Annotated in this window: 17 protein-coding genes and 1 other RNA gene; 9 read left to right on the forward strand and 9 right to left on the reverse strand. The window is 63.4% G+C overall.

All coding sequences use genetic code 11. The annotated features are described in order from the left end of the window. Window positions 1-76: 76 nt before the first annotated feature. The 3 genes from hemN to JV551A3_RS22385 all read left to right on the forward strand — a co-directional run bounded on the left by hemN (window position 77) and on the right by JV551A3_RS22385 (window position 2981). On the forward strand, window positions 77-1459 hold the full coding sequence (hemN, locus tag JV551A3_RS22375) for an oxygen-independent coproporphyrinogen III oxidase (protein ID WP_133974259.1): 1383 nt from the start codon (window positions 77-79) through the stop codon (window positions 1457-1459). Window positions 1460-1642: 183 nt separating this feature from the next. Then, window positions 1643-2377, forward strand: a complete 735-nt coding sequence (gene fnrA / locus JV551A3_RS22380) for a Crp/Fnr family transcriptional regulator FnrA (RefSeq protein ID WP_016711709.1) — start codon at window positions 1643-1645, stop codon at window positions 2375-2377. A 55-nt stretch (window positions 2378-2432) separates the two neighbouring features. Further along, entirely contained in the window at window positions 2433-2981 is a 549-nt protein-coding gene (locus JV551A3_RS22385; RefSeq protein WP_054573138.1) for an adenine phosphoribosyltransferase, read from the forward strand. Window positions 2982-3121: 140 nt separating this feature from the next. Here JV551A3_RS22385 and recR read toward each other — a convergent pair whose 3' ends face one another. The 3 genes from recR to dnaX form a co-directional block, all read right to left on the reverse strand. Further along, entirely contained in the window at window positions 3122-3724 is a 603-nt protein-coding gene (recR, locus tag JV551A3_RS22390) for a recombination mediator RecR (protein ID WP_051101044.1), read from the reverse strand. 305 nt (window positions 3725-4029) lie between these two features. Further along, complete coding sequence (locus JV551A3_RS22395; protein ID WP_003259671.1) at window positions 4030-4365, reverse strand: YbaB/EbfC family nucleoid-associated protein; 336 nt, start codon at window positions 4363-4365, stop codon at window positions 4030-4032. 63 nt (window positions 4366-4428) lie between these two features. Further along, the gene (gene dnaX, locus JV551A3_RS22400) at window positions 4429-6489 is read right to left on the reverse strand and encodes a DNA polymerase III subunit gamma/tau (protein WP_133974261.1); all 2061 of its coding nucleotides are present in this window, start codon (window positions 6487-6489) and stop codon (window positions 4429-4431) included. 123 nt (window positions 6490-6612) lie between these two features. On the opposite strand from dnaX, the gene JV551A3_RS22405 reads away from it, so the two are divergent. Then, entirely contained in the window at window positions 6613-7380 is a 768-nt protein-coding gene (locus tag JV551A3_RS22405) for a substrate-binding periplasmic protein (protein ID WP_133974263.1), read from the forward strand. Between the two features lie 197 nt (window positions 7381-7577). On the opposite strand, the gene JV551A3_RS22410 is transcribed toward JV551A3_RS22405, so the two are convergent. Further along, window positions 7578-8078, reverse strand: a complete 501-nt coding sequence (locus JV551A3_RS22410; protein ID WP_133974265.1) for a DUF2938 domain-containing protein — start codon at window positions 8076-8078, stop codon at window positions 7578-7580. 82 nt (window positions 8079-8160) lie between these two features. Between JV551A3_RS22410 and JV551A3_RS22415 the strand changes: the two genes are divergently transcribed. The 3 genes from JV551A3_RS22415 to JV551A3_RS22425 all read left to right on the forward strand — a co-directional run bounded on the left by JV551A3_RS22415 (window position 8161) and on the right by JV551A3_RS22425 (window position 9667). Next, window positions 8161-8583, forward strand: coding sequence for a helix-turn-helix domain-containing protein (locus JV551A3_RS22415; RefSeq protein ID WP_133974267.1), 423 nt, complete (start codon window positions 8161-8163; stop codon window positions 8581-8583). A gap of 118 nt (window positions 8584-8701) precedes the next feature. After that, complete coding sequence (locus tag JV551A3_RS22420) at window positions 8702-9127, forward strand: hypothetical protein (protein WP_133974269.1); 426 nt, start codon at window positions 8702-8704, stop codon at window positions 9125-9127. A 213-nt stretch (window positions 9128-9340) separates the two neighbouring features. Further along, window positions 9341-9667, forward strand: coding sequence for a hypothetical protein (locus tag JV551A3_RS22425; RefSeq protein ID WP_133974272.1), 327 nt, complete (start codon window positions 9341-9343; stop codon window positions 9665-9667). A gap of 63 nt (window positions 9668-9730) precedes the next feature. Here the strand turns inward: JV551A3_RS22425 and ffs are convergent. The 5 genes from ffs to JV551A3_RS22450 form a co-directional block, all read right to left on the reverse strand. Continuing rightward, an RNA gene (gene ffs / locus JV551A3_RS22430) (signal recognition particle sRNA small type) lies at window positions 9731-9827 on the reverse strand. A gap of 315 nt (window positions 9828-10142) precedes the next feature. Continuing rightward, window positions 10143-12473: an NAD-dependent DNA ligase LigA gene (ligA, locus tag JV551A3_RS22435; protein WP_133974273.1), complete on the reverse strand. Its 2331-nt coding sequence runs from the start codon at window positions 12471-12473 to the stop codon at window positions 10143-10145. Window positions 12474-12711: 238 nt separating this feature from the next. Further along, window positions 12712-13602, reverse strand: a complete 891-nt coding sequence (gene zipA / locus JV551A3_RS22440) for a cell division protein ZipA (protein ID WP_112253032.1) — start codon at window positions 13600-13602, stop codon at window positions 12712-12714. 205 nt (window positions 13603-13807) lie between these two features. After that, complete coding sequence (smc, locus tag JV551A3_RS22445; RefSeq protein ID WP_133974275.1) at window positions 13808-17296, reverse strand: chromosome segregation protein SMC; 3489 nt, start codon at window positions 17294-17296, stop codon at window positions 13808-13810. Window positions 17297-17299: 3 nt separating this feature from the next. Next, a complete protein-coding gene (locus tag JV551A3_RS22450) occupies window positions 17300-17959 on the reverse strand; it encodes a GntR family transcriptional regulator (RefSeq protein WP_015271155.1) in 660 nt (219 codons plus the stop codon). 268 nt (window positions 17960-18227) lie between these two features. On the opposite strand from JV551A3_RS22450, the gene xdhA reads away from it, so the two are divergent. Both xdhA and xdhB read left to right on the forward strand, forming a co-directional pair. Next, on the forward strand, window positions 18228-19682 hold the full coding sequence (xdhA, locus tag JV551A3_RS22455; protein ID WP_133974277.1) for a xanthine dehydrogenase small subunit: 1455 nt from the start codon (window positions 18228-18230) through the stop codon (window positions 19680-19682). After that, complete coding sequence (xdhB, locus tag JV551A3_RS22460; protein WP_133974279.1) at window positions 19675-22074, forward strand: xanthine dehydrogenase molybdopterin binding subunit; 2400 nt, start codon at window positions 19675-19677, stop codon at window positions 22072-22074. The genes xdhA and xdhB overlap by 8 nt, the downstream gene beginning before the upstream one ends. Window positions 22075-22080 lie beyond the last annotated feature (6 nt).

Consider the following 22080-nt stretch of genomic DNA (forward strand, 5'->3'; position numbering starts at 1 on the left):
TTGATACAAATCAACACAGTTTCCTACAGACGGCCATAGACTCCGGACACTGCTGCTCTTTCCGGGGACCGCCCTCATGCTCGACGACCTACGTTGGGATACCGACCTGATCCGCCGCTACGATCTCGCCGGGCCACGCTACACCTCCTACCCGACCGCCGTGCAACTGCACAGCGAAGTGGGCTCGTTCGACCTGCTCCACGCCCTGCGCGAGAGCCGTCGGGCCGCGCGCCCGCTGTCGCTGTACGTACACGTGCCGTTCTGCGCCAACATCTGCTACTACTGCGCCTGCAACAAGGTCATTACCAAGGACCGCGCCCGCGCCGCGCCCTACCTGCAGCGCCTGGAGCAGGAAATCCAGCTGATCGCCTGCCACCTCGACCCTAAACAGCGTGTTGAACAGCTACATTTTGGCGGCGGCACACCAACCTTCCTCAGCCATGTGGAACTGCGCCAGCTGATGGCCACCCTGCGCCAGCACTTCCACCTGCTGGATGACGACTCCGGCGACTATGGCATCGAGATCGACCCACGCGAAGCGGACTGGTCGACCATGGGCCTGCTCCGCGAGCTGGGCTTCAACCGCGTCAGCCTGGGCGTGCAGGACCTCGACCCGGCCGTGCAGCGCGCGGTCAACCGCCTGCAGAGCCTGGAGCAGACGCGCACCCTGATCGAAGCCGCGCGCACCCTGCAGTTCCGCTCGATCAACCTCGACCTGATCTACGGCCTGCCCAAGCAGACCCCGGAAGGCTTTGCCCGCACCGTCGAAGAAGTGATCCGCCTGCAACCCGACCGCCTGTCGGTGTTCAACTACGCCCACCTGCCCGAGCGCTTCATGCCGCAACGGCGCATCGACAGCAACGACCTGCCCAGCGCGGCCGCCAAGCTGGAGATGCTGCACGCCACCATCGACCAGCTGACCGCAGCCGGCTACCGCTACATCGGCATGGACCACTTCGCCCTGCCCGACGACGAGCTGGCCATCGCCCAGGAAGAAGGCACCCTGCAGCGCAACTTCCAGGGCTACACCACCCATGGGCACTGCGACCTGATCGGCCTGGGCGTGTCGGCCATCAGCCAGATCGGCGACCTGTACTGCCAGAACAGCAGCGACCTCAACACCTATCAGGACAGCCTGTCCAACGCCCAGCTGGCCACCCAGCGCGGCTTGCTGTGCAACCACGACGACCGCATCCGCCGGGCGGTGATCCAGCAGCTGATCTGCCATTTCGAGCTGGATTTCGAGCCGATCGAACAGGCCTTCACCATCGATTTTCGCGGTTACTTCAACGACCTCTGGCCAGAGCTGCTGACCTTGCAGCGCGACGGCCTGATCCGCCTGGACGACAAAGGCATCCGCATCCTGCCTGCCGGCCGCCTGCTGGCGCGCTCGGTGTGCATGGTGTTCGACGCCTACCTGGCGATGCACAACCGCCAGCGCTTTTCGCGGGTGATCTGAAACCGAGTCGTTCAACCGCATGGACAAGTTTCCTTGCCAGGCACACTATGGGCACAGCGAAGGCCCTGGCGCACACCCGCCAGGGCCTGCCAGCTCGCACCACAACAGCGTACGCTGGCCTACAACCTACGCCGTGAGTTACCCTTACGTCTTATGTGTGCTTTCCCACAAGGATCGATGAAAATGTCCGAGCCAGTCAAACTGCGCCCACACAACCAGGCCCATTGCAAGGACTGCAGCCTGGCCCCCCTGTGCCTGCCCCTGTCGCTCAACCTGGAAGACATGGATGCACTGGATGAAATCGTCAAGCGTGGGCGACCGCTGAAAAAAGGCGAGTTCCTGTTCCGCCAAGGTGACAATTTCGGCTCGGTCTACGCAGTACGTTCCGGCGCCCTGAAAACCTTCAGCCTCAGCGACAGCGGCGAAGAGCAGATCACCGGCTTCCACTTGCCCAGCGAGCTGGTCGGCCTGTCAGGCATGGACACCGAGGCCTACCCGGTGTCGGCCCAGGCCCAGGAAACCACTTCGGTGTGCGAAATCCCGTTCGAGCGCCTCGACGAACTGTCGGTGCAGCTGCCGCAGCTACGCCGCCAGCTGATGCGGGTAATGAGCCGGGAAATCCGCGACGACCAGCAAATGATGCTGCTGCTGTCGAAAAAGACCGCCGACGAACGTATTGCCACCTTCCTGGTCAACCTGTCCGCTCGCTTCCGCGCCCGCGGCTATTCGGCCAACCAGTTCCGCCTGAGCATGTCGCGCAACGAAATCGGCAACTACCTGGGCCTGGCGGTGGAAACCGTGTCGCGGGTGTTCACCCGCTTCCAGCAAAATGGCCTGATTCGCGCCGAAGGCAAGGAAGTGCACATTCTCGACCCGATCCAGCTGTGCGCGCTGGCCGGTGGCGCAATCGAGGCCTGAGGCCGGCGTTTAGCGGGTATACTTGGGCATTCGTTTTCCCAGGATACCCGCAACAATGCACAGCGACGCCTTCGACCTCAAAGCCCTGATCCGCCCGGTAGTGGACTTCCCCAAACCGGGCGTGATCTTCCGCGATATCACCCCGCTGTTCCAGTCGCCGCGCGGGCTGCGCTATGTCGCCGACCAGTTCATCGAGCGCTATGTCGAAGCCGAGTTCAGCCATATCGGCGCCATGGATGCGCGGGGTTTTCTGATCGGCTCAATCATCGCCCACCAGCTGAACAAGCCACTGATCCTGTTCCGCAAGCAGGGCAAGCTGCCGGCTGACGTGCTGAGCGAGGGTTACCAGACCGAGTACGGCGAAGCCTTCCTGGAAGTGCATGCCGACAGCCTGTGCGAAGGGGATTCGGTGTTGATCTTCGATGACCTGATTGCTACTGGCGGTACGCTGCTGGCAGCAGCCAACCTGGTGCGTCGGACCGGGGCGCAGGTGTTCGAGGCAGCGGCGATCATTGATTTGCCGGAGCTGGAGGGGTCGCGCCGCTTGCAGGCTGCGGGTGTGCCGACCTTCTGCCTTACCGAGTTTTCTCTTAGCGAATACTGAGTGGATTTTGGGGCTGCTTTGCAGCCCATCGCGACACAAGGCCGCTCCTACAGAGACCGCGCCGCATTCAAGTCTGCGCGGCCCCTGTAGGAGCGGCCTTGTGTCGCGATGGGCCGCAAAGCGGCCCCAACAGTTCTCAATCAGAGCGAAATCGGCCGCCGCCCGGCAAACGCATGGGCCAAGGTCCCACCATCCACCAGCTCCAACTCGCCACCCAGCGGCACGCCATGGGCAATCCGCGACGCCACCAAGCCCTTCTCGCTCAGCAACTGGGCAATGTAATGCGCCGTCGCCTCCCCTTCCACCGTCGGGTTGGTCGCCAGGATCACCTCGGTGAAGGTGCCCTGCTCCTCGATCCGCGCCATCAGCTGCGGAATCCCGATCGCCTCCGGCCCCAGCCCGTCCAGCGGTGACAAGTGGCCCTTGAGCACGAAGTAGCGGCCACGGTAGCCGGTCTGCTCCACTGCATACACATCGGTCGGCCCTTCGACCACGCACAATTGGGTATCGTCACGGCGCGGGTCGGCACATTGCGGGCACAACTCCTGCTCGGTCAGGGTGCGGCACTGACGGCAATGCCCAACCCCTTCCATGGCCTGGGTCAAGGCCTGGGCCAGGCGCAGGCCGCCACTGCGGTCACGCTCGAGCAGTTGCAGGGCCATGCGCTGGGCGGTTTTCTGGCCGACGCCTGGCAGGATGCGCAGGCCATCGATCAGTTGGCGGATGAGGGGGCTGAAACTCATGTGGAAGGCCTGACAATTCAATAAGAGGCGGTTTATACCCAGCGGGGGCGGCGGCGTCAAATCAGCCTCCAGCCCTGCGCTGTCCCTGTAGGAGCGGCCTTGTGTCGCGATGGGGCGCGCAGCGGCCCCAGGATCTCAGCTTCGCAGCATGAATTGCCGGGGCTGCTATGCAGCCCTATCGCGACACAAGGCCGCTCCTACATGGACCACACCAGGTTCAAGAATAATGACCGCGCAGGCTGCAGGAACGCACAAAAAAACCGCCGCTGTCGTCAGCGGCGGTTTTTTCAGTAACGCAAATGCCCTTAGAACGGCATCTTGAAGCCCGGCGGCAGCTGCATGCCAGCGGTCATGCTGCCCATCTTGTCCTGGCTGTTCTGCTCGACCTTGCGCACGGCGTCGTTCAGTGCAGCGGCGATCAGGTCTTCCAGCACTTCCTTGTCGTCTTCATCAGTCGACATCAGGCTCTGGTCGATGCTGACACGCTTGACGTCGTGACGACCGGTCATCACCACGCTCACCAGGCCGCCACCGGACTGGCCGGTGACTTCGGCGTTGGCCAGCTCTTCCTGCATCTTCTGCATCTTTTCCTGCATTTGCTGGGCCTGCTTCATCAGGCCGGCCATGCCACCTTTCATCATGGGGAATACCTCGATTGGGTCATGTGATGCGGCCCGGCACCGGGCCGGCCGCATGGTTATCCGTTACTGGCCCTGGTTAACCAGGGCTTCTACAGGCTCAATAGTATCCTGCCGCACCTTGGCGCCGAACAACTTGATCATCTGCTGGATCAACGGATCCTGCTCGATCGAGGTGACCGCGTCCTGCTGGCGCTCGGCGCGTTTGCGCGCCGCCGCCTGCGCCGGGGTTTCCTGCTCGGGCAGGATCAGCTCGATGCGCAGGTTCAGCGTGCGCCCCAGGTGCTGGTTGAGCGCGTCGTTCAGGCGCCGCTGCTGTGTGGCGTTGAACAGCGCCCCCTGGCCAGGGTCCAGGTGCAGCAGCCAGTCGTCGCCATCAGCGGCAATCAACGTACAGTTTGCCGCGATGTTGCCTGTCATCCCGGACACAGGCAACTGTGGGAATAATTCCAGCCATTGCAAGGCCAGGCCGGTGGCCGGCTTGGCTGCCGGCAGCGGTTCAGCTACCGGCTTGGGTGCTTCTTCCTGCACATGTTCGGCCAGTTCGTCTAGGTAGCTGAAGCCGACCGGGTCGCTTTCGCCGCCGTAATAGTCTTCGTCCAGTGGCGGTTCATCGTCGCGGTCCATGCCCACGGCGGCATAGGCGGACGGGTCGAAGGGCGGCTCGTCGTCGTGTGCCGGGGCGGCAGGTGCCGGCGTGGGCGCAGCGGGCGGTGCAGGAACCGGTGCAGGCTCGGCCACTACCGGTGCTGCCGCTGGCGCGGGCTCTTCCCATGGCAGGTCGACCACCTCTGCCACCGGTTCTGGTTCTGGTTCTGGCTGTGGCTCGATGACCGGGGCAGGCTCGACAACCGGCTGTGGCGCTGGCTCGACCGGTGCGGGCGCCTGCACTTGTTGCGTGACAACCGGTGCAACAGGCTCGACGACAGCAGCGGCCGGCGGCGCCACGGCAACCGCCGGCGCTGCCACCTGTGTTGCAGGATCAGCTGTGGCCTGGCTGATCCCCACTGGCTTTAGTACCGGCTTCGGCGCGTCGTCGGTGTCGGCGGGGCGGAACGCCAGCATGCGCAGCAGGACCATTTCAAAACCGCCGCGCGGGTCTGGCGCAAGTGGCAGGTCACGGCGGCCGATCAGGCCCATCTGGTAATAGAACTGCACGTCCTCGGCTGGCAATGCCGAGGCCAGCGCCAGCACCCGCTCACGGTCGCCCTGGCCGTTGTCCACCGCTTCCGGCAGCGCCTGGGCAATGGCTACGCGGTGCAGCACATTGAGCATCTCGGCCAGCACGCCAGCCCAGTCCGGCCCCTGCTCGGCCAGGTCGCGAACGGCCTCCAGCAAGGCCCGGGCATCGCCTTCGAGCAGCGCCTGCAGCACACCATAAACCTGGCCATGATCGAGGCTGCCGAGCATGGCCCGCACATCGGCGGCCAGGACCTTGCCTTCGCCAAAGGCGATGGCCTGGTCAGTCAGGCTCATGGCGTCGCGCATCGAACCATCGGCGGCACGGCCCAGCAGCCACAGGGCATCCGGCTCGAACGGCACGTTCTCGGCGGCCAGCACATGGCTGAGGTGCTCGACCACCCGCTCCGGGCTCATGTTCTTCAGCGAGAACTGCAGGCAGCGCGACAGGATGGTGGCTGGCAGTTTCTGCGGGTCGGTGGTGGCGAGGATGAACTTGACGTAGGGCGGCGGCTCTTCCAGCGTCTTGAGCAAGGCGTTGAACGAGTGGGTCGAGAGCATGTGCACTTCGTCGATCAGGTAGACCTTGAAGCGCCCACGGCTCGGGGCGTACTGCACGTTATCGAGCAATTCGCGGGTGTCCTCGACCTTGGTGCGGCTGGCGGCGTCGATCTCGATCAGGTCGACGAAACGACCTTCGTCGATCTCCCGGCACACCGAACAGGTGCCACAGGGCGTGGAGGTGATACCGGTTTCGCAGTTCAGGCACTTGGCGATGATACGGGCGATGGTGGTCTTGCCCACGCCCCGCGTACCGGTGAACAGGTAGGCATGGTGCAGGCGCTGGTTGTCCAAGGCATTGATCAAGGCCTTGAGCACATGGGTCTGGCCGACCATTTCGCGGAACGAGCGCGGACGCCATTTACGTGCAAGAACCTGATAACTCATCGAAAAACCATCGTAGCCTGATCGAGCGGAAGATCGCTAATGCTAGCGGAGCGGGGGCAAAATTGCACCCTGCGCAAGTCGTCTAAGCTTTGAAACTGATGTGCCATCCAGGGAGGATTGCCTTTGCAAAGACTGCTGGCCCTGTTGCTGCTGTGGAGTACCTACAGCCAGGCTGAACAGCCCGTGTTGCGTTTTTCTGTCGCCGAAAGCTGGAGCATGCCATTGGTGCGCATCGAAGGCGACCAGCCAGTAGAAGGCATGCTGTACGACCTGATGCAGGCCTTGGCCAAAGAGGTGGGCGTACGCCCCGAATACCATGTCATGGCCCGGCTGCGCCTGCAGGAGGCGATGAACAGCGGTGATATCGATGTGCGCTGCTACGTCAGCACCCAGTGGTTCAATGACCGGCCGAGGGATTTTGTCTGGAGCGTCCCGCTGCTGCACCAGCGGGACCTGCTGGTAGGCCGCGCTGGCGACAGTACCCCGCTGCCCCCGGAGCAACTGCCTGCCCAGGCCATCGGCACAGTGCTTGGCTACGCCTATCCGACCTTGCAACCGCTGCTCGACCAGGGCCGCCTGCACCGCGAAGACAGCCGCAGCCAGTTGCTGGTGCTGCAGAAGCTGCAAGCCGGGCGCTATCGGCATGCGGTAAGCAACCAGCTGTCGCTGCAGTGGTTCAACCAGGGTCTCCCCGCCGAGCAGCAATTGCAGGCGCTGGCGGTGCTGGAGGACCAGGACCTGGGATGCATGGTACGCAATGACCCGGCGATACCGACCCAAGGGTTGCTGCGGGCACTGGTACGGATGAAGCAGTCGGGCGAGATCGAGCGGATCGTGCAGCGGTATGGGGGCGCGGGCAACCAGGAACCCATGTCTGTGGCTCGCCCCTGATCCCTTGGAGTATCGGCAGCAACTCTCTGAATCGAAATCTCAAAGCCGGCGCGGTCACTGTGGGAGCGGGCAAGCCCGCGAACACCGGCAAAGCCGGTGCCATCCACCGAGTTGCCTTCTTCGCGGGCATGCCCGCTCCCACAGGATTGTGCGGTGCAGACACAGTTTCTATTGCAGGCTCAAGCCTGGTGGTGCTGTCAGCAGGCTGATTGCGCGCTCGCCAGCAAACCCGCACTCAAGAACATCCCCACGCCAAACACAAAATGCGTGGCCAGGCTCTTGAGGCAGTTGCGCGCAGGCGTCGGCGTCCTCGACGCAAAGAACCCCGCGCCCATTGCCGGCTGCATGAAACACAACGGTGCCAGGACCGTACCCACACCGACCGCCACCGCAGGCAAAAGAGTAGGCGCCAATAGCCACCCTTCCCCTGCAATCACAACCAGCAACATCGCGAACAGCACGCCGATGGCGTAATGAATCCCCCATCCCAACGCCAGCTCATGCCGCACCGGTTCTGCCTTGGCAATCGCCTGGTGCCGCACACGCCCGTGCAGCAAATGCCCCGCCCAACGCCCGACCATGGCGAAATTCAGCGTGGCGACACCCATCCGCCTCAGCAGCAGCCCCCACAAGTCCATCACCATCGTGGCACCGATACCAATTGGCAAAGCAGCGGAAAACATCGCGGTAAACGTCATTGAACAAGCCCTCGAAGATTGACGGTCATCAGCATGCCGCGCAGCATAGAAGTTGAAGTCAACTTCAAGTCAAGGGCCCGAAATGGACATTGCCGACGTCGCCAGACGCACAGGCGTACCCGCCTCGACGCTGCGCTACTACGAGAAGAAAGGTTTGCTCAAATCACTTGCCGGGCGCGGCCAGCGGCGGCAGTTCGCAGCCGATGTTGCAGACCGACTGGCGTTGATCGCCCTGGGCCAGGCTGCGGGTTTTTCGCTGGATGAGGTGGGGGCAATGCTGGTGGACCTGCAGGTCGACCGGCAGATGCTGATAGCCAAAGCCGACGAACTGGATGCCCGGGTCAAACGCTTGCAGGCGATGAGCAAGGGCTTGCGGCATGCCGCGCAGTGCCCTGAGCAAGATCACCTGGCATGCCCGAAATTCCAGCGGCTGATGAAGCTGTCGGCCATGGGGTATGGGAAAAGGCCCAAGCGATCAACGGCTGCCTTGAACCATCCAGAATAATCACCCGGCCTGCACTCACACCCCAAATGATATCAATGCGCCACCACTCAGTGTAAAGTGGCGCGCCTCCGCGCCCAGCCATGCGCCGAGAAAAGTACCCATATTTAGGAAATGCTGTATGTCCACAGTACGCAATTTGACCGCTGCCGCCCTGATAGCACTGACCACGGGTTGTGCAACCGGCCTCAATTCAGCCCAGGAATCGGAACTTGCCAGCTATCGCGCCAGAAACCTCGCGGTTCAGGAAAAAAGCCCTGGGCTAGCTGCCGGCCTTGGCCTGCTTCCGGGTGGAGGCTCGTTTTACGGACGCGCATACGGCTTTGGCGTAGTGAACCTGCTGCTGTGGCCAATCTCGATTCTCTGGGACCCGGTGAGCGGGCATGACGCCGCAGAGATGCTCAACTACCAAGCCACCAAAGCCCACCTTGCAACGCTAAAAAAGCGCGACATGGACGAGCTTGATGCCCAACTGGAATCGGACTCGATCGACCTCAAGCGCTACACGCTCGACAAACGCAGGATCGATGAGAAGTACAACCTGTAAAGGCATTTGCCGAACAGCACAACGCTCGGCCTCCGGACAGGTTTCTCTAAAGTAATGAATACCTGCTGATACGGGCTTTCGATGGGGGTAGGACGACAGTGCCTACTCCGCCTAATCATCAAGATCGATGATAGATAATATCGATATTTGCCTGTTTTCTATCAGCCAAATGAAATGGAGAATGACGCCTGAACCTCAAATCCGGACTGTCTGATGCGCTTTCTGCCTTTTGCTGCTGCCTCCTTCACTATCACGCTGCTGGCGGGGTGCGCATCCGCGCCTAACCAACCGACAAAGGAGTTGGTAACCGCCAAATCTCCAGAAGCTTTTTCCGCTTGCGTCATGCAGAAGCTGCAAGAAAATCAGCAATCGCCAAACGTCACCCATACGAGCCGAAGCTATCGCGTGATCCTGAGCAGCCCTGTTGCGGCGGACAATGTGATCGAGACGTTCAAAGGGGACATGGGCGGGAAAGTCTACGTTTATCAGCGAGGGCTCTTTTCTGAAAACCTCGTTCGTGTAGCTTCGCAATGCGCTTGAGGAGAAATCGAGTAGGGTAATGCGAGAAATCCTTGAGAATTCAAGGACCTGAAAAGGAGGCAGCCCCACCAGCCACACCCCGGCACTCGATGTTCCCGCTATGGCTGCTCCCTTCCGGGCCTGACCAGGTTAACGGGTAATCAATGCGGGGGGACCGATGGGGCCACCACTACAAGGCTCGCTGAACAGCGAGTGGCGCCATTGTACCGGTCTTGGGGGCAGATACAACCTCTGGAGGAGAAAAAGTCATCATTTCTCAATGACTTGTCCGGGTCAGGATGGCATGGGACTGCCAATTCGCGGGTGAACCCGCTCCTACAGGGGTAGCGCTGACAGCAAGACCAGCGCAGGACCTGTGGGAGCGGGCGTGCCCGCGAAGCAGGCACCGCGGTGGATGGCACCGGCTTTGCCGGTGATCGCCGGCAAGCCAGCTCCCACAAGGACCGTGCAAGCCAGTGGATCTGGCCTTGGCCTTTCAGACAGCGATGCCCTGCTCGCCCAGGAAGGTGACGAAGGCATCTTCGTCCAGCACTTTGACCCCCAACTCGCTCGCCTTGGCCAGCTTGGACCCCGCCCCCGGCCCCGCCACCACGCAGTGGGTCTTGCCGGAAACCGAACCCGCCACCTTGGCGCCGAGGCTTTCCAGCTTTTCCTTGGCGATGTCGCGGCTCATGCGCTCCAAGGTACCGGTCAGCACCCAAGTCTGGCCGGCCAGCGGCAGGCCTTCGGCGACTTTCTTCTCGCTGCTCCAGTGCATGCCGAACGCCAGCAACTGTGCCTCGATGTCCCGGGCCAGTTTCTGGTTGGCTTCATCCTTGAAGAACTCGCGCACGGCGTCGGCCTGCTTGGCCGCCAGGGCCTGGCGCAGGTCGATGCCGTCGGCGGCAATGATCTTCTCCAGGCTGTCGAGCTTGGCCACCAGTTTCTCGGCACCGGTCGGGCCAACCGAGGCGATGTCGAGCTTGGCGATCATGCCGGCCAGCGTGGTGCTGGCGGCGAACTCGGCAGCCAGCTCGCCTTCGTCCTGCAGTTGCATGCCGCTATCGAGCAATTGCTTGATGACCTTGCGGTTGTGCTCGTCCTCGAAGAAATTGTGGATCTCGTACGCCACCTCCAGGCCGATGTCCGGCAGGTAGGTAAGCACCTGCGGCAGCGCCTGCTGCACGCGCGCCAGGCTGCCCAGCGAGCGGGCCAGTACCTTGGCGGTCTCCTCGCCTACGTCCGGGATGCCCAGGGCGTAGATGAAGCGCGCCAGGCTCGGGCGCTTGCTGGCTTCGATGGCATCCAGCAGCTTCTTGCTGGACACCTCGGCAAAGCCTTCCAGGCCGACGATCTGGTCGAACTCCAGCTTGTACAGGTCGGCCGGCGGACCGATCAGGCCTTCGTCCACCAACTGCTCGACGCTTTTCTCACCCAAGCCGTCGATGTCCATGGCGCGGCGCGACACGTAATGGATGATCGCCTGCTTGAGCTGGGCGCCACAGGCCAGGCGACCGACGCAGCGGTACACCGCGCCCTCGCTGGTGGTTTCCTTGCCCTTGCTACGCTTGACCAGCTGGGTACGCTCGACCTGCGAGCCGCATACCGGGCATTCACTCGGCACCTGCACCGGGCGTGCATCTTCCGGACGCCGCTCCAGCACCACCTGCATCACCTGCGGAATCACGTCACCGGCGCGGCGGATGATCACCGTGTCGCCAATGCGCAGGCCCAGGCGGGCGATCTCGTCCATGTTGTGCAGGGTGGCGTTGGACACGGTCACACCGGCTACCTTGACCGGCTTCAGTCGTGCCACGGGCGTTACCGCGCCGGTGCGGCCGACCTGGAACTCGACATCCAGCACCTCGGTCAGCTCTTCCATGGCCGGGAACTTGTGGGCAATCGCCCAGCGCGGCTCACGTGCGCGGAAGCCCAGTTCGCGCTGGGCGGCCAGGCTGTTGACCTTGAACACCACGCCATCGATTTCGTAAGGCAGGCTGTTGCGTCGCTCGCCGATGTCGCGGTAGTAGGCCAGGCATTCTTCGATGCCGGCGGCATGCTTGAGTTCGCGGCTTATCGGCAGGCCCCAGGCCTTGAGCTGCTCGAGGATGCCGATGTGGCTGTCGCCAATGCTCGCGGACACCTGGCCGACGCCATAGCAGCAGAACTCCAACGGGCGGCTGGCGGTGATTTTCGAATCCAGCTGACGCAAGCTGCCGGCTGCGGCGTTGCGCGGGTTGGCGAAGGTCTTGCCGCCGGCTTCGGCCTGGGCGGCGTTGAGCCGGTCGAAACCGGCCTTGCTCATGTACACCTCGCCGCGCACCTCCAGCACCGCCGGCCACCCCTGGCCTTGCAGTTTGAGCGGGATGTTGCGCACGGTGCGCACGTTGGCACTGATGTCTTCGCCGGTGGTGCCGTCGCCACGGGTGGCGCCCTGCACCAGCTGGCCGTCGCGGTACAACAAGCTCACCGCCAGGCCGTCGAGCTTGGGCTCGCAGCTGTAGTCGACCGCACCGGGCTGATCAAGCCCGTCTACCACCCGGCGGCCGAATTCACGCAGGTCGGCCTCTTCGAAAGCGTTGCCCAGGCTGAGCATGGGCACTTCGTGGCGCACCTGGCTGAACGCGGACAGGGCTTCGCCACCAACGCGCTGGGTGGGCGAGTCAGGGGTCACCAGGTGCGGGTGTTCGGCTTCAAGCGCCTTGAGCTCGTTGAACAGGCGGTCGTATTCGGCATCGGGCACGCTTGGCTCGTCGAGCACGTAGTAGCGGTAGTTGTGCTGGTCGAGCTCGGCACGCAGTTCGTGGATACGGGTTTCGGCGGTCATGGGATTTGTCTTCTCTTGCAAAGCAAAAGAGCAGCCTGGGGGTGGTGCCTGGTGTTCAGGGTTTTATTGCCTGTGCCTGCCTCTTCGCGGGTAAACCCGCTCCCACAGGGACTCCACTGCCCTTGCGGTTTGTGGTATCCCTGTGGGAGCGGGTTTACCCGCGAAGAGGCCGGCACAGGACAACAGCATCACCCGAACCGACCAGCACGCCCTCAGGCTGCTCTTTCGTCTGGATCTGTCAGCGCTTCTGGGTCAGCGCACGGCGCTCAAACTCGACGATGCGCTGGCGGTAGTGCTCGATGGTCTGGGCAGTCAGCACGCTGCGCTGGTCGTCCTTGAGCTCACCGTTCAGTTCGTGCGCCAGCTTGCGCGCCGCAGCCACCATCACGTCGAAGGCCTGCTTCGGATGACGCGGGCCCGGCAGGCCGAGGAAGAAGCTTACCGCGCGGGTGCTGAAGTGGTCGATGTCGTCCAGGTCGAACACACCGGGCTTGACGGCGTTGGCCATGGAGAACAGCACCTCGCCGTGACCGGCCATGCTCTCGTGACGGTGGAAGATGTCCATTTCACCGAAGCGCAGGCCGCTTTCCAGGATGTTCTGCAGCAGCGCCGGGCCCTTGAAGCCACTCTCGTCGCGGGAGATGACGCTGATCACCAGTACCTCCTCAGCCGGCGGCAGCTCCTTGACGCTGCTGCTGGCAGGCGCCGCACCGTTGCTGCGGGTATTTTCCGCGGCAAAGTCGTCATCGCTGTCGGCAAACAGGTCGGGCTCGCGCGGCTCGGCGCTCAGGTTCAGGTCGCCCTGCTGTGCATCTGCAGCCGCGGTGGCGCGCTTGCCGCGCTTGGCAGCCTTGGCCGGTTTGGGCTCACGCTCGCGATCACGCGCAGAAGCGCTGAGCGACGGCAGGTCGCTTTCATCCAGCTCAGGCTCCTTGTGGGTATCCAGCACCCGCGACGGGCCAAGCACTTCGGCATTGCCCTCTTCGTCCGGCAGGTTGGAATAACTGCGATCCAGACGGAATTTCAACTTGCCTTTCCCGCCGCGCATGCGGCGCCAGCCGTCGAAAAGAATCCCGGCAATGACAATGATGCCGATGACGATCAGCCACTCGCGCAGACCGATTTCCATGTAATCCCGTGCCTCTATAAAAATATGCTTGAAAACAAAGGGTTCAAAGCCCTTTAACACGTGGCGCCAACTCTATGTTCTGACAGGCGTTTTACCCACGCAAAAAACGAGTGACATTAAGCTAGCACGACCAAAGACAACTTTACACCGTCTGTCGCACATGGCGGGGGCATTTCGCTACAGAATATGCCCTTATCGTCGAGCATCAGGCGTCGACCATGGCCATGGCCTCCTCCACATCGACGGCAACCAGACGCGAACACCCTGGTTCATGCATGGTCACCCCCATCAATTGGTCCGCCATTTCCATGGCAATCTTGTTATGGGTGATGTAGATGAACTGCACGCTTTCACTCATTTCCTTGACCAGACGGGCGTAACGCCCGACGTTGGCATCGTCCAGCGGCGCGTCGACCTCATCGAGCATGCAGAACGGTGCGGGGTTCAACTTGAAGATGGCAAACACCAGCGCCAATGCGGTCAGTGCCTTCTCGCCGCCGGACAGCAGATGGATGGTGCTGTTCTTCTTGCCCGGTGGCCGCGCCATGATCGTTACCCCTGTATCGAGTAGATCTTCGCCCGTCAGTTCCAGATAAGCGCTGCCACCACCGAAAACTTTTGGGAAAAGTGCCTGTAATCCGGCATTTATCTGATCAAAGGTATCCTTGAAGCGGTTGCGGGTTTCCTTGTCGATCTTGCGAATGACGTTTTCCAGGGTTTCCAGGGCTTCGACCAGGTCGGCGTCCTGGGCGTCCAGGTAGCGCTTGCGCTCGGACTGCTGCTCGTACTCCTCGATGGCCGCCAGGTTGATCGCCCCCAGGCGCTGGATACGCGCCTCGAGCTGTTCCAGTTCCTGTTCGGTGCCTTGCTCGCTGGCCTCTGCTTCCAGAGTGGCGAGCACGCCTTGCAGGTCGTAGCCATCGGCCAGCAACTGCTCCTGCAAGGTCTTGCGCCGCACATCCAGGCCCTGGCATTCCAGGCGCAGCTGCTCCAGCTGGCCACGCAGCAGCTGGGCCTGTTGCTCGGCCTGGGTACGGCGCTTTTCGGCGTCACGCAGTTCGCGGTCGGCTTCGTCCATGTGCAGGCGGGCCTGGCGCATTTCCTCGTCGACGCTCATGCGCCGCTCCAGCAGTTCTTCCAGCTTCAGGCGCAGCTCTTCCTGCGGGGCTTCGCCCTCCTCCAGGTTCAGGCTCAGTTGCTCCTGGCGCTCGGTCAGGCGCGCGGCCTGCTGTTCCAGGCGCTCCAGGGCCTGCCGGGTGGAATCGTGCTGGGCACGCAACGAGCCCAGGCGAACAGCCAGCTGGTGGGCGTGATCCTTGTGCTGACGGGCCTCCTGACGCACCCGATCGAGGCTTTCGCGCAGGGTGTCGCGGCGGGCCATCAATTGCTCGCGCTGCTCGGTGTCCTGGGCCATCAGCTCCAGGGCCTCCTGCAGCAGCAGGCGGGCTTCGCCCAGTTGCTCGTGCTCAAGGGCGCGCTGTTCTTCCAGTTCAGCCAGCTCTTCCTGCAGGCGCCGGCGGCGCAGCTCGACCTGCTCGGCACGTGCGCGACCAGCCGACAGGCTGGCCTTCAGTTCGCCATGCAGACGGTTTTCTTCCTGGGTGCGGCGACGCAGCTGCTCACGCTGTTCTTCCAGGTCCAGCTGCTGCTCGCGCAGGGCCTGCAGTTGCTGCTCCAATTGCTCAAGCGCCGCTTCCTGCTCCAGTTGCTGCTGGCCCAGACGCTCGATCTCCTGGCCGCGTGCCAGCACGCCGCCTTCGGCTTCGCCGCCACGGCGCACCCGCAGGAAGTGCCGGCCAACCCAATAGCCATCGCGGCTGACCAGGCTCTGGCCTTCGCCGAGCGAGGCGCGCTGCGCCAGTGCCTGGGCAAGGTCTTCCACGGGCTTGACCTGGCCCAGCCAGGGCGCCAGGTCGACCCGGCCTTCGACCTTTTCCAGCAGGCTGCCGGGCAGCGACGAGCCGGTACCGCTGGCCAGCAGCAGGCGCAACTCGCCCTGCTCCAGGCCGGTAAAATCGAGGTTACCGAGGTCGTCCACCAGCACAGCCTGCAGGTCGGCGCCGAGCACGGTTTCTACCGCAAGCTCCCAGCCCGGCTCTACCCGCAACCCTTCAGCCAGCCGCGGCTGTTGCTCCAGGCCTTGGTCGTGCAGCCAGTGCGCAGCACCTGCACCCGGCTCCAGGGCGGCCTGCTGCAAGGCTTCGAGCGAGGCCAGGCGGCCGCCCAGGCGCTGCAGGTCGCCCTGTGCCTGTTGCTGGGCCTGGGTGGCCTGTTGCAGTTGCTCACGTGCGCCCTCCAGGCGCTCGACCACCTGCTCTTCCGACAACTGCAACTCTTCCAGCAACATTTCGCTGCTGGCCAGCTGCTCGGCCAGTTCGAGCATGGCCGCATCCTGCGGTTCGCTGCCCAGCAGCTCACGCTCTTCGCCCATCTTGCGCTGGCGCTCGGCCTGGCGCTCCAGGCTGGTTTCCAGCTGTAGCAGGCGCGCCTGCTGCACTTCGGCCTGGCGCCGGGGCTCGGCGGAACGGCTGTTGAAGCTGTCCCACTGCTCTTGCCAGCCGTGCATGCCCAGCTCGGCTTCTTCAAGGGCAGCGGCGGCTTCTTCGGCAGCGGCCAGGGTCATTTCCTGCTCGGGTTCGAGCATGGCCAGCTCTTCGCCCAAGGTAGCCAGCAGGGTACGGTCGTGGCCCAGGTGCGACTCGGTCTCCAGGCGCGTGCGCTCGGCTTCCTTGAAGTCATCCTGCAACTGGCGCAGCCGTTGCTGGCCGTGCTGGATGCTCTGCTCGACCCGGGCGATGTCACCGGCCACCGAGTAGAAGCGGCCCTGCACCTGATTGAAGCGCTCGGACAATTCGTGATGGCCATCGCGCAGGCGCTCGATGCTGGCATCGGCATTGCGCTGCTCGGCCACCAGCGCCTCATGGGCTACATCCTGGTCACCGATCACCGCCTCGCGCTGGCGCACCCGATCGTCCAGGTCACGCCAGCGCAAGGCCGACAGGCGAGCCTTCAGCTGGCGTTCCTGGGCTTTGTATTCGCGGTACTTCTCAGCCGCCTGGGCCTGGCGGTGCAGGCGTTCCAGCTGGCGCTCCAGTTCTTCGCGCAGGTCGGTCAGGCGCGCCAGGTTCTCCTGGGTGCGGCGGATGCGGCTCTCGGTTTCACGGCGGCGCTCCTTGTACTTGGAGATGCCGGCAGCTTCCTCGATGAAGTTGCGCAGTTCTTCGGGCTTGGCCTCGATCAGCTTGGAGATCATGCCCTGCTCGATGATCGAGTAGCTGCGCGGCCCCAGGCCGGTGCCGAGGAAGATATCGGTGATATCGCGCCGACGGCACTTGGTGCCGTTGAGGTAGTAGCTGTTCTGCCCGTCGCGGGTGACCTTGCGGCGGATCGAGATCTCGGCGTAGGCGGCATATTCGCCGACCAGGGTGGTTTCGCTGTTGTCGAACACCAGCTCGATGCTGGCCTGGCTGACCGGCTTGCGGCCACTGGAGCCATTGAAGATGACATCGGTCATCGACTCGCCGCGCAGGTTCTTCGCCGAGCTCTCGCCCATCACCCAGCGCACGGCATCGATGATGTTGGACTTGCCACAGCCGTTGGGGCCGACCACGGCCGCCATGTTGCTGGGGAAGTTGACCGTGGTCGGGTCGACGAACGACTTGAACCCGGCGAGGCGAATGCACTTCAGGCGCATCGGTCAGCCTCGGGCCAACGCCGCCAGCACCAGTTCGCAGCTGCGCTGGCCATAGGCAGTGAGCACCTCGCGAATGCGCGGCAGATCGCGGGCGATCACGGCGTCGAGCAGGCGGGCGAACAGGTCCAGATAATCGATCATGTTGGCCTGGCGCTGGTCCAGCGACAGGTAATAGGCACGGCTCATCGCCGGCTGCAGGTTTTCCACGGTTTCCTGCAGGAACGGGTTGTCAGCGAACGGATAGGCCGCCCGCATGACCGCGAAGCTGTCGGCGACGAAGGCCTTGATGTCCAGTTGGTCATGGGCCCGCTGCAAGCGCTGCTGGATCTCCAGGAACGGGCGCAGGTCTGCATCGGTGCGCCATTTTTGCGCAACCGCGTTACCCAGCAGGATGTAGAACTCGCCCATCAGTGCGCACAGGCTACGCACGCTGCGCTCGTCGAGTTCGGTCACATGGGCACCCCGGCGCGGCAGGATCGCTACCAGGTGCCGACGTTCGAGAATCAGCAGCGCCTCGCGCACCGAGCCGCGGCTGACATTCAGCGCCTGGGTGACCTTCTGCTCCTGGATACGCTCGCCTGGCGCCAGCTCGCCGCGAATGATGCGTTCGGCCAGGTAATCGGCAATCTGCTCGGAGAGGCTGTCCGGGGCCTTGAACGTCATGGTTTTCCTTCAAAATCATTGAACTGGGCACAAGCAGCGAATTGTAGCGTACTTGACCGTTGATCGCGCAGAGGGGCCAGGGGGTTTATTTGACCCGACAGGCAACCCCGAGCGCGGCGCAATCTATGCTTGGCATATGGGCAATGTGAGCCGTTGGGCAGCGACATGAGCAATTTCCTGACCTTTGAGTCAGAAATTTATTGACCAGCAGGACAGCTCTTGCTTAGAGTCCGCCCAACAACAATAAAACCATTGCGAGGCCATCCCCGTGATCCAGTTTCTCGTCAACCAGGAGCTGCGTAGTGAGCATGCCCTGGACCCGAACATGACGGTGCTGCAGTACCTGCGTGAGCACCTGGGCAAACCTGGCACCAAGGAGGGCTGCGCCAGTGGTGACTGCGGCGCCTGCACCGTGGTGGTCGGCGAACTGACCCAGGACGACCAGGGCAACGACAGCCTGCGCTACCGCAGCCTCAACTCGTGCCTGACCTTTGTTTCGTCGCTGCACGGCAAGCAACTGATCAGCGTCGAGGGTCTCAAGCACCAGGGCCAACTGCACAGCGTGCAACAGGCCATGGCCGATTGCCATGGCTCACAGTGCGGCTTCTGCACACCCGGCTTCGTCATGTCGCTGTTCGCCCTGCAGAAGAACAGCAATGGCCCCGACCTGCACCAGGCCCAGGAAGCCCTGGCCGGCAACCTGTGCCGCTGCACCGGCTACCGGCCGATCCTCGACGCCGCCGAGCAGAGCTGCCGCCAGCCCTGCCGCGACCAGTTCGATGCCCAGCAGGCACAGACCATCAGCCGCCTGAAAGCCATTGCGCCAACCCAGACCGGCGAACTGAACAGCGGCGACAAGCGCTGCCTGGTGCCGCTGACCGTGGCCGACCTGGCCGACCTGTACAGCTCGCACCCCGAAGCGCGGCTGCTGGCCGGCGGTACCGACCTGGCCCTGGAAGTCACCCAGTTCCACAAGACCTTGCCGGTGATGATCTACGTCGGCCATGTGGCCGAGCTCAAGCGCATCGAGAAGACCGCCAGCCACCTGGAAATCGGCGCCGCCACCCCGCTCACCGACTGCTACGGCGCGCTGAACGAGGAATACCCGGACTTCGGCGCCCTGCTGCACCGCTTCGCCTCGCTGCAGATCCGCAACCAGGGCACCCTGGGCGGCAATATCGGCAACGCTTCGCCAATCGGCGACTCGCCACCCCTGCTGATTGCCCTGGACGCGCAGATCGTCCTGCGCCAGGGCGAGCGTCAGCGGGTGATGCCGCTGGAAGACTATTTCATCGACTACCGCATCACTGCCCGCCAGGACAGCGAGTTCATCGAGAAGATCATCGTGCCGCGCGCTACCAGCGACTGGGGGTTCCGCGCCTATAAAGTGTCCAAACGCCTGGACGACGACATTTCTGCGGTGTGCGGTGCCTTCAACCTGAGCATCGAAAACGGCGTGGTCAGCGGTGTGCGCATCGCCTTCGGCGGCATGGCGGCGATCCCCAAACGGGCCCGTGCCTGCGAAGCAGCGCTGCGCGGCAAGCCTTGGAACCAGGCCGCCATCGAGCGCGCCTGCCAGGCCCTGGCCGAAGACTTCACCCCGCTCAGCGATTTCCGCGCCAGCAAGGAATACCGCCTGCTGACCGCGCAGAACCTGCTGCGCAAGTACTTCATCGAACAGCAAACGCCGTACATCGAAACTCGGGTGACCGCTTATGTCTAACCATCACGTAGCCAAGAGCCAGGCCGAGATGGCCGAACTGTTCAGCCAGGACCTGACTACCGGGGTCGGCCGCAGCGTCAAGCACGACAGCGCCGACAAACATGTGTCCGGCGACGCGGTGTACATCGACGACCGCCTGGAATTCCCCAACCAGCTGCACGTCTATGCGCGCACCGCCGACCGCGCCCACGCGCGCATCCTGCGCATCGACACCACGCCGTGCTATGCCTTCGAGGGCGTGCGCATCGCCATCACCCATGAAGACATCCCTGGCCTCAAGGACATCGGCCCGGTGGTGGCCGGCGACCCGCTGCTGGCCATCGACAAGGTCGAGTTCTTCGGCCAGCCGGTGCTCGCCGTGGCCGCCCGTGACCTCGATACCGCACGCCGTGCGGCCATGGCCGCCATCGTCGAGTATGAAGACCTGGAGCCGGTGCTGGATGTGGTCGAGGCATTGCGCAAGAAACACTTCGTGCTCGACAGCCACACCCACCAGCGTGGCGATTCCGCTGCTGCCCTGGCCAGTGCCCCGCACCGCATCCAGGGCACCCTTCACATTGGTGGCCAGGAACACTTCTACCTGGAAACGCAGATTTCCTCGGTGATGCCCACCGAAGACGGCGGCATGATCGTCTACTGCTCCACGCAAAACCCCACCGAAGTGCAGAAACTGGTCGCCGAAGTACTCGATGTGCCAATGAACAAGGTGGTGCTGGACATGCGCCGCATGGGCGGCGGCTTTGGCGGCAAGGAAACCCAGGCCGCCAGCCCGGCGTGCCTGTGTGCCGTGGTGGCGCGCCTGACCGGCCAGCCGACCAAGATGCGCCTGCCACGGGTCGAAGACATGACCATGACCGGCAAGCGCCACCCGTTCTACGTCGAATACGACGTGGGCTTCGACGACGACGGGCGCCTGCACGGCATCAATTTCGACCTGGCGGGCAACTGCGGCTATTCGCCGGACTTGTCCGGCTCGATCGTCGACCGCGCCATGTTCCACTCCGACAACGCCTACTACCTGGGCGATGCCACCGTGCACGGCCACCGCTGCAAGACCAATACCGCCTCCAACACCGCCTACCGTGGTTTCGGCGGCCCGCAGGGGATGGTCGCCATCGAGCAGGTGATGGACCACATCGCCCGTCACCTGGGCCGCGACCCGCTGGCGGTGCGCAAGGCCAACTACTACGGCAAGACCGAGCGCAACGTCACCCACTACTATCAGACCGTCGAGCACAACATGCTCGAAGAGATGACCGCCGAACTGGAAGCCAGCAGTGACTACGCCGAGCGCCGCGAATCGATCCGCCGCTTCAACGCCAACAGCCCGGTCCTGAAGAAGGGCCTGGCCCTGACTCCGGTCAAGTTCGGTATCTCGTTCACCGCCACCTTCCTCAACCAGGCCGGTGCGCTGATCCATATCTACACCGACGGCAGCATCCACCTGAACCATGGCGGCACCGAGATGGGCCAGGGCCTGAACACCAAGGTGGCACAGGTGGTGGCGCAAATCTTCCAGGTCGATTTCAGCCGCATCCAGATCACCGCCACCAATACCGACAAGGTGCCCAACACCTCGCCGACCGCAGCCTCCAGTGGTGCCGACCTGAACGGCAAGGCGGCGCAGAACGCTGCCGAAATCCTCAAGAAGCGCCTGACCGAGTTCGCCGCGCGGCACTACCAGGTGACCGAGGAAGACGTCGAGTTCCGCAACGGCCATGTGCGCGTGCGCGACCAGATCGTCAGCTTCGAGCAGCTGGTGCAGCAGGCCTACTTCGCCCAGGTGTCGCTGTCCAGCACCGGCTTCTACCGCACGCCGAAGATCTACTACGACCGCAGCCAGGCGCGTGGCCGGCCGTTCTACTACTTCGCCTTCGGCGCAGCCTGCGTGGAGGTGGTGGTCGACACCCTGACCGGCGAATACAAGATGCTGCGTGCCGACATCCTGCACGATGTGGGTGATTCGCTGAACCCGGCCATCGACATCGGCCAGGTGGAAGGCGGCTTCATTCAGGGCATGGGCTGGCTGACCACCGAAGAGCTGGTGTGGAACGCCAAGGGCAAGCTGATGACCAACGGCCCGGCCAGCTACAAGATCCCTGCAGTGGCCGACATGCCGCTGGATTTGCGGGTGAAGCTGGTGGAGAACCGCAAGAACCCGGAAGACACCGTGTTCCACTCCAAGGCCGTGGGCGAGCCGCCGTTCATGCTCGGCATCGCTGCCTGGTGCGCGATCAAGGACGCCGTGGCCAGCATCGCCGACTACCGCGTGCAGCCACAGGTGGATGCGCCGGCGACGCCGGAGCGGGTGTTGTGGGGTTGCGAGCAGATGCGCAAGGCGGTGGCTGCCGCGCAACCTGCCGAGCCGGAACTGGAAACCGTGTCTCACTGACAATGC

Source organism: Pseudomonas inefficax (genome assembly GCF_900277125.1).
Classification (GTDB): Bacteria; Pseudomonadota; Gammaproteobacteria; order Pseudomonadales; family Pseudomonadaceae; genus Aquipseudomonas; species Aquipseudomonas inefficax.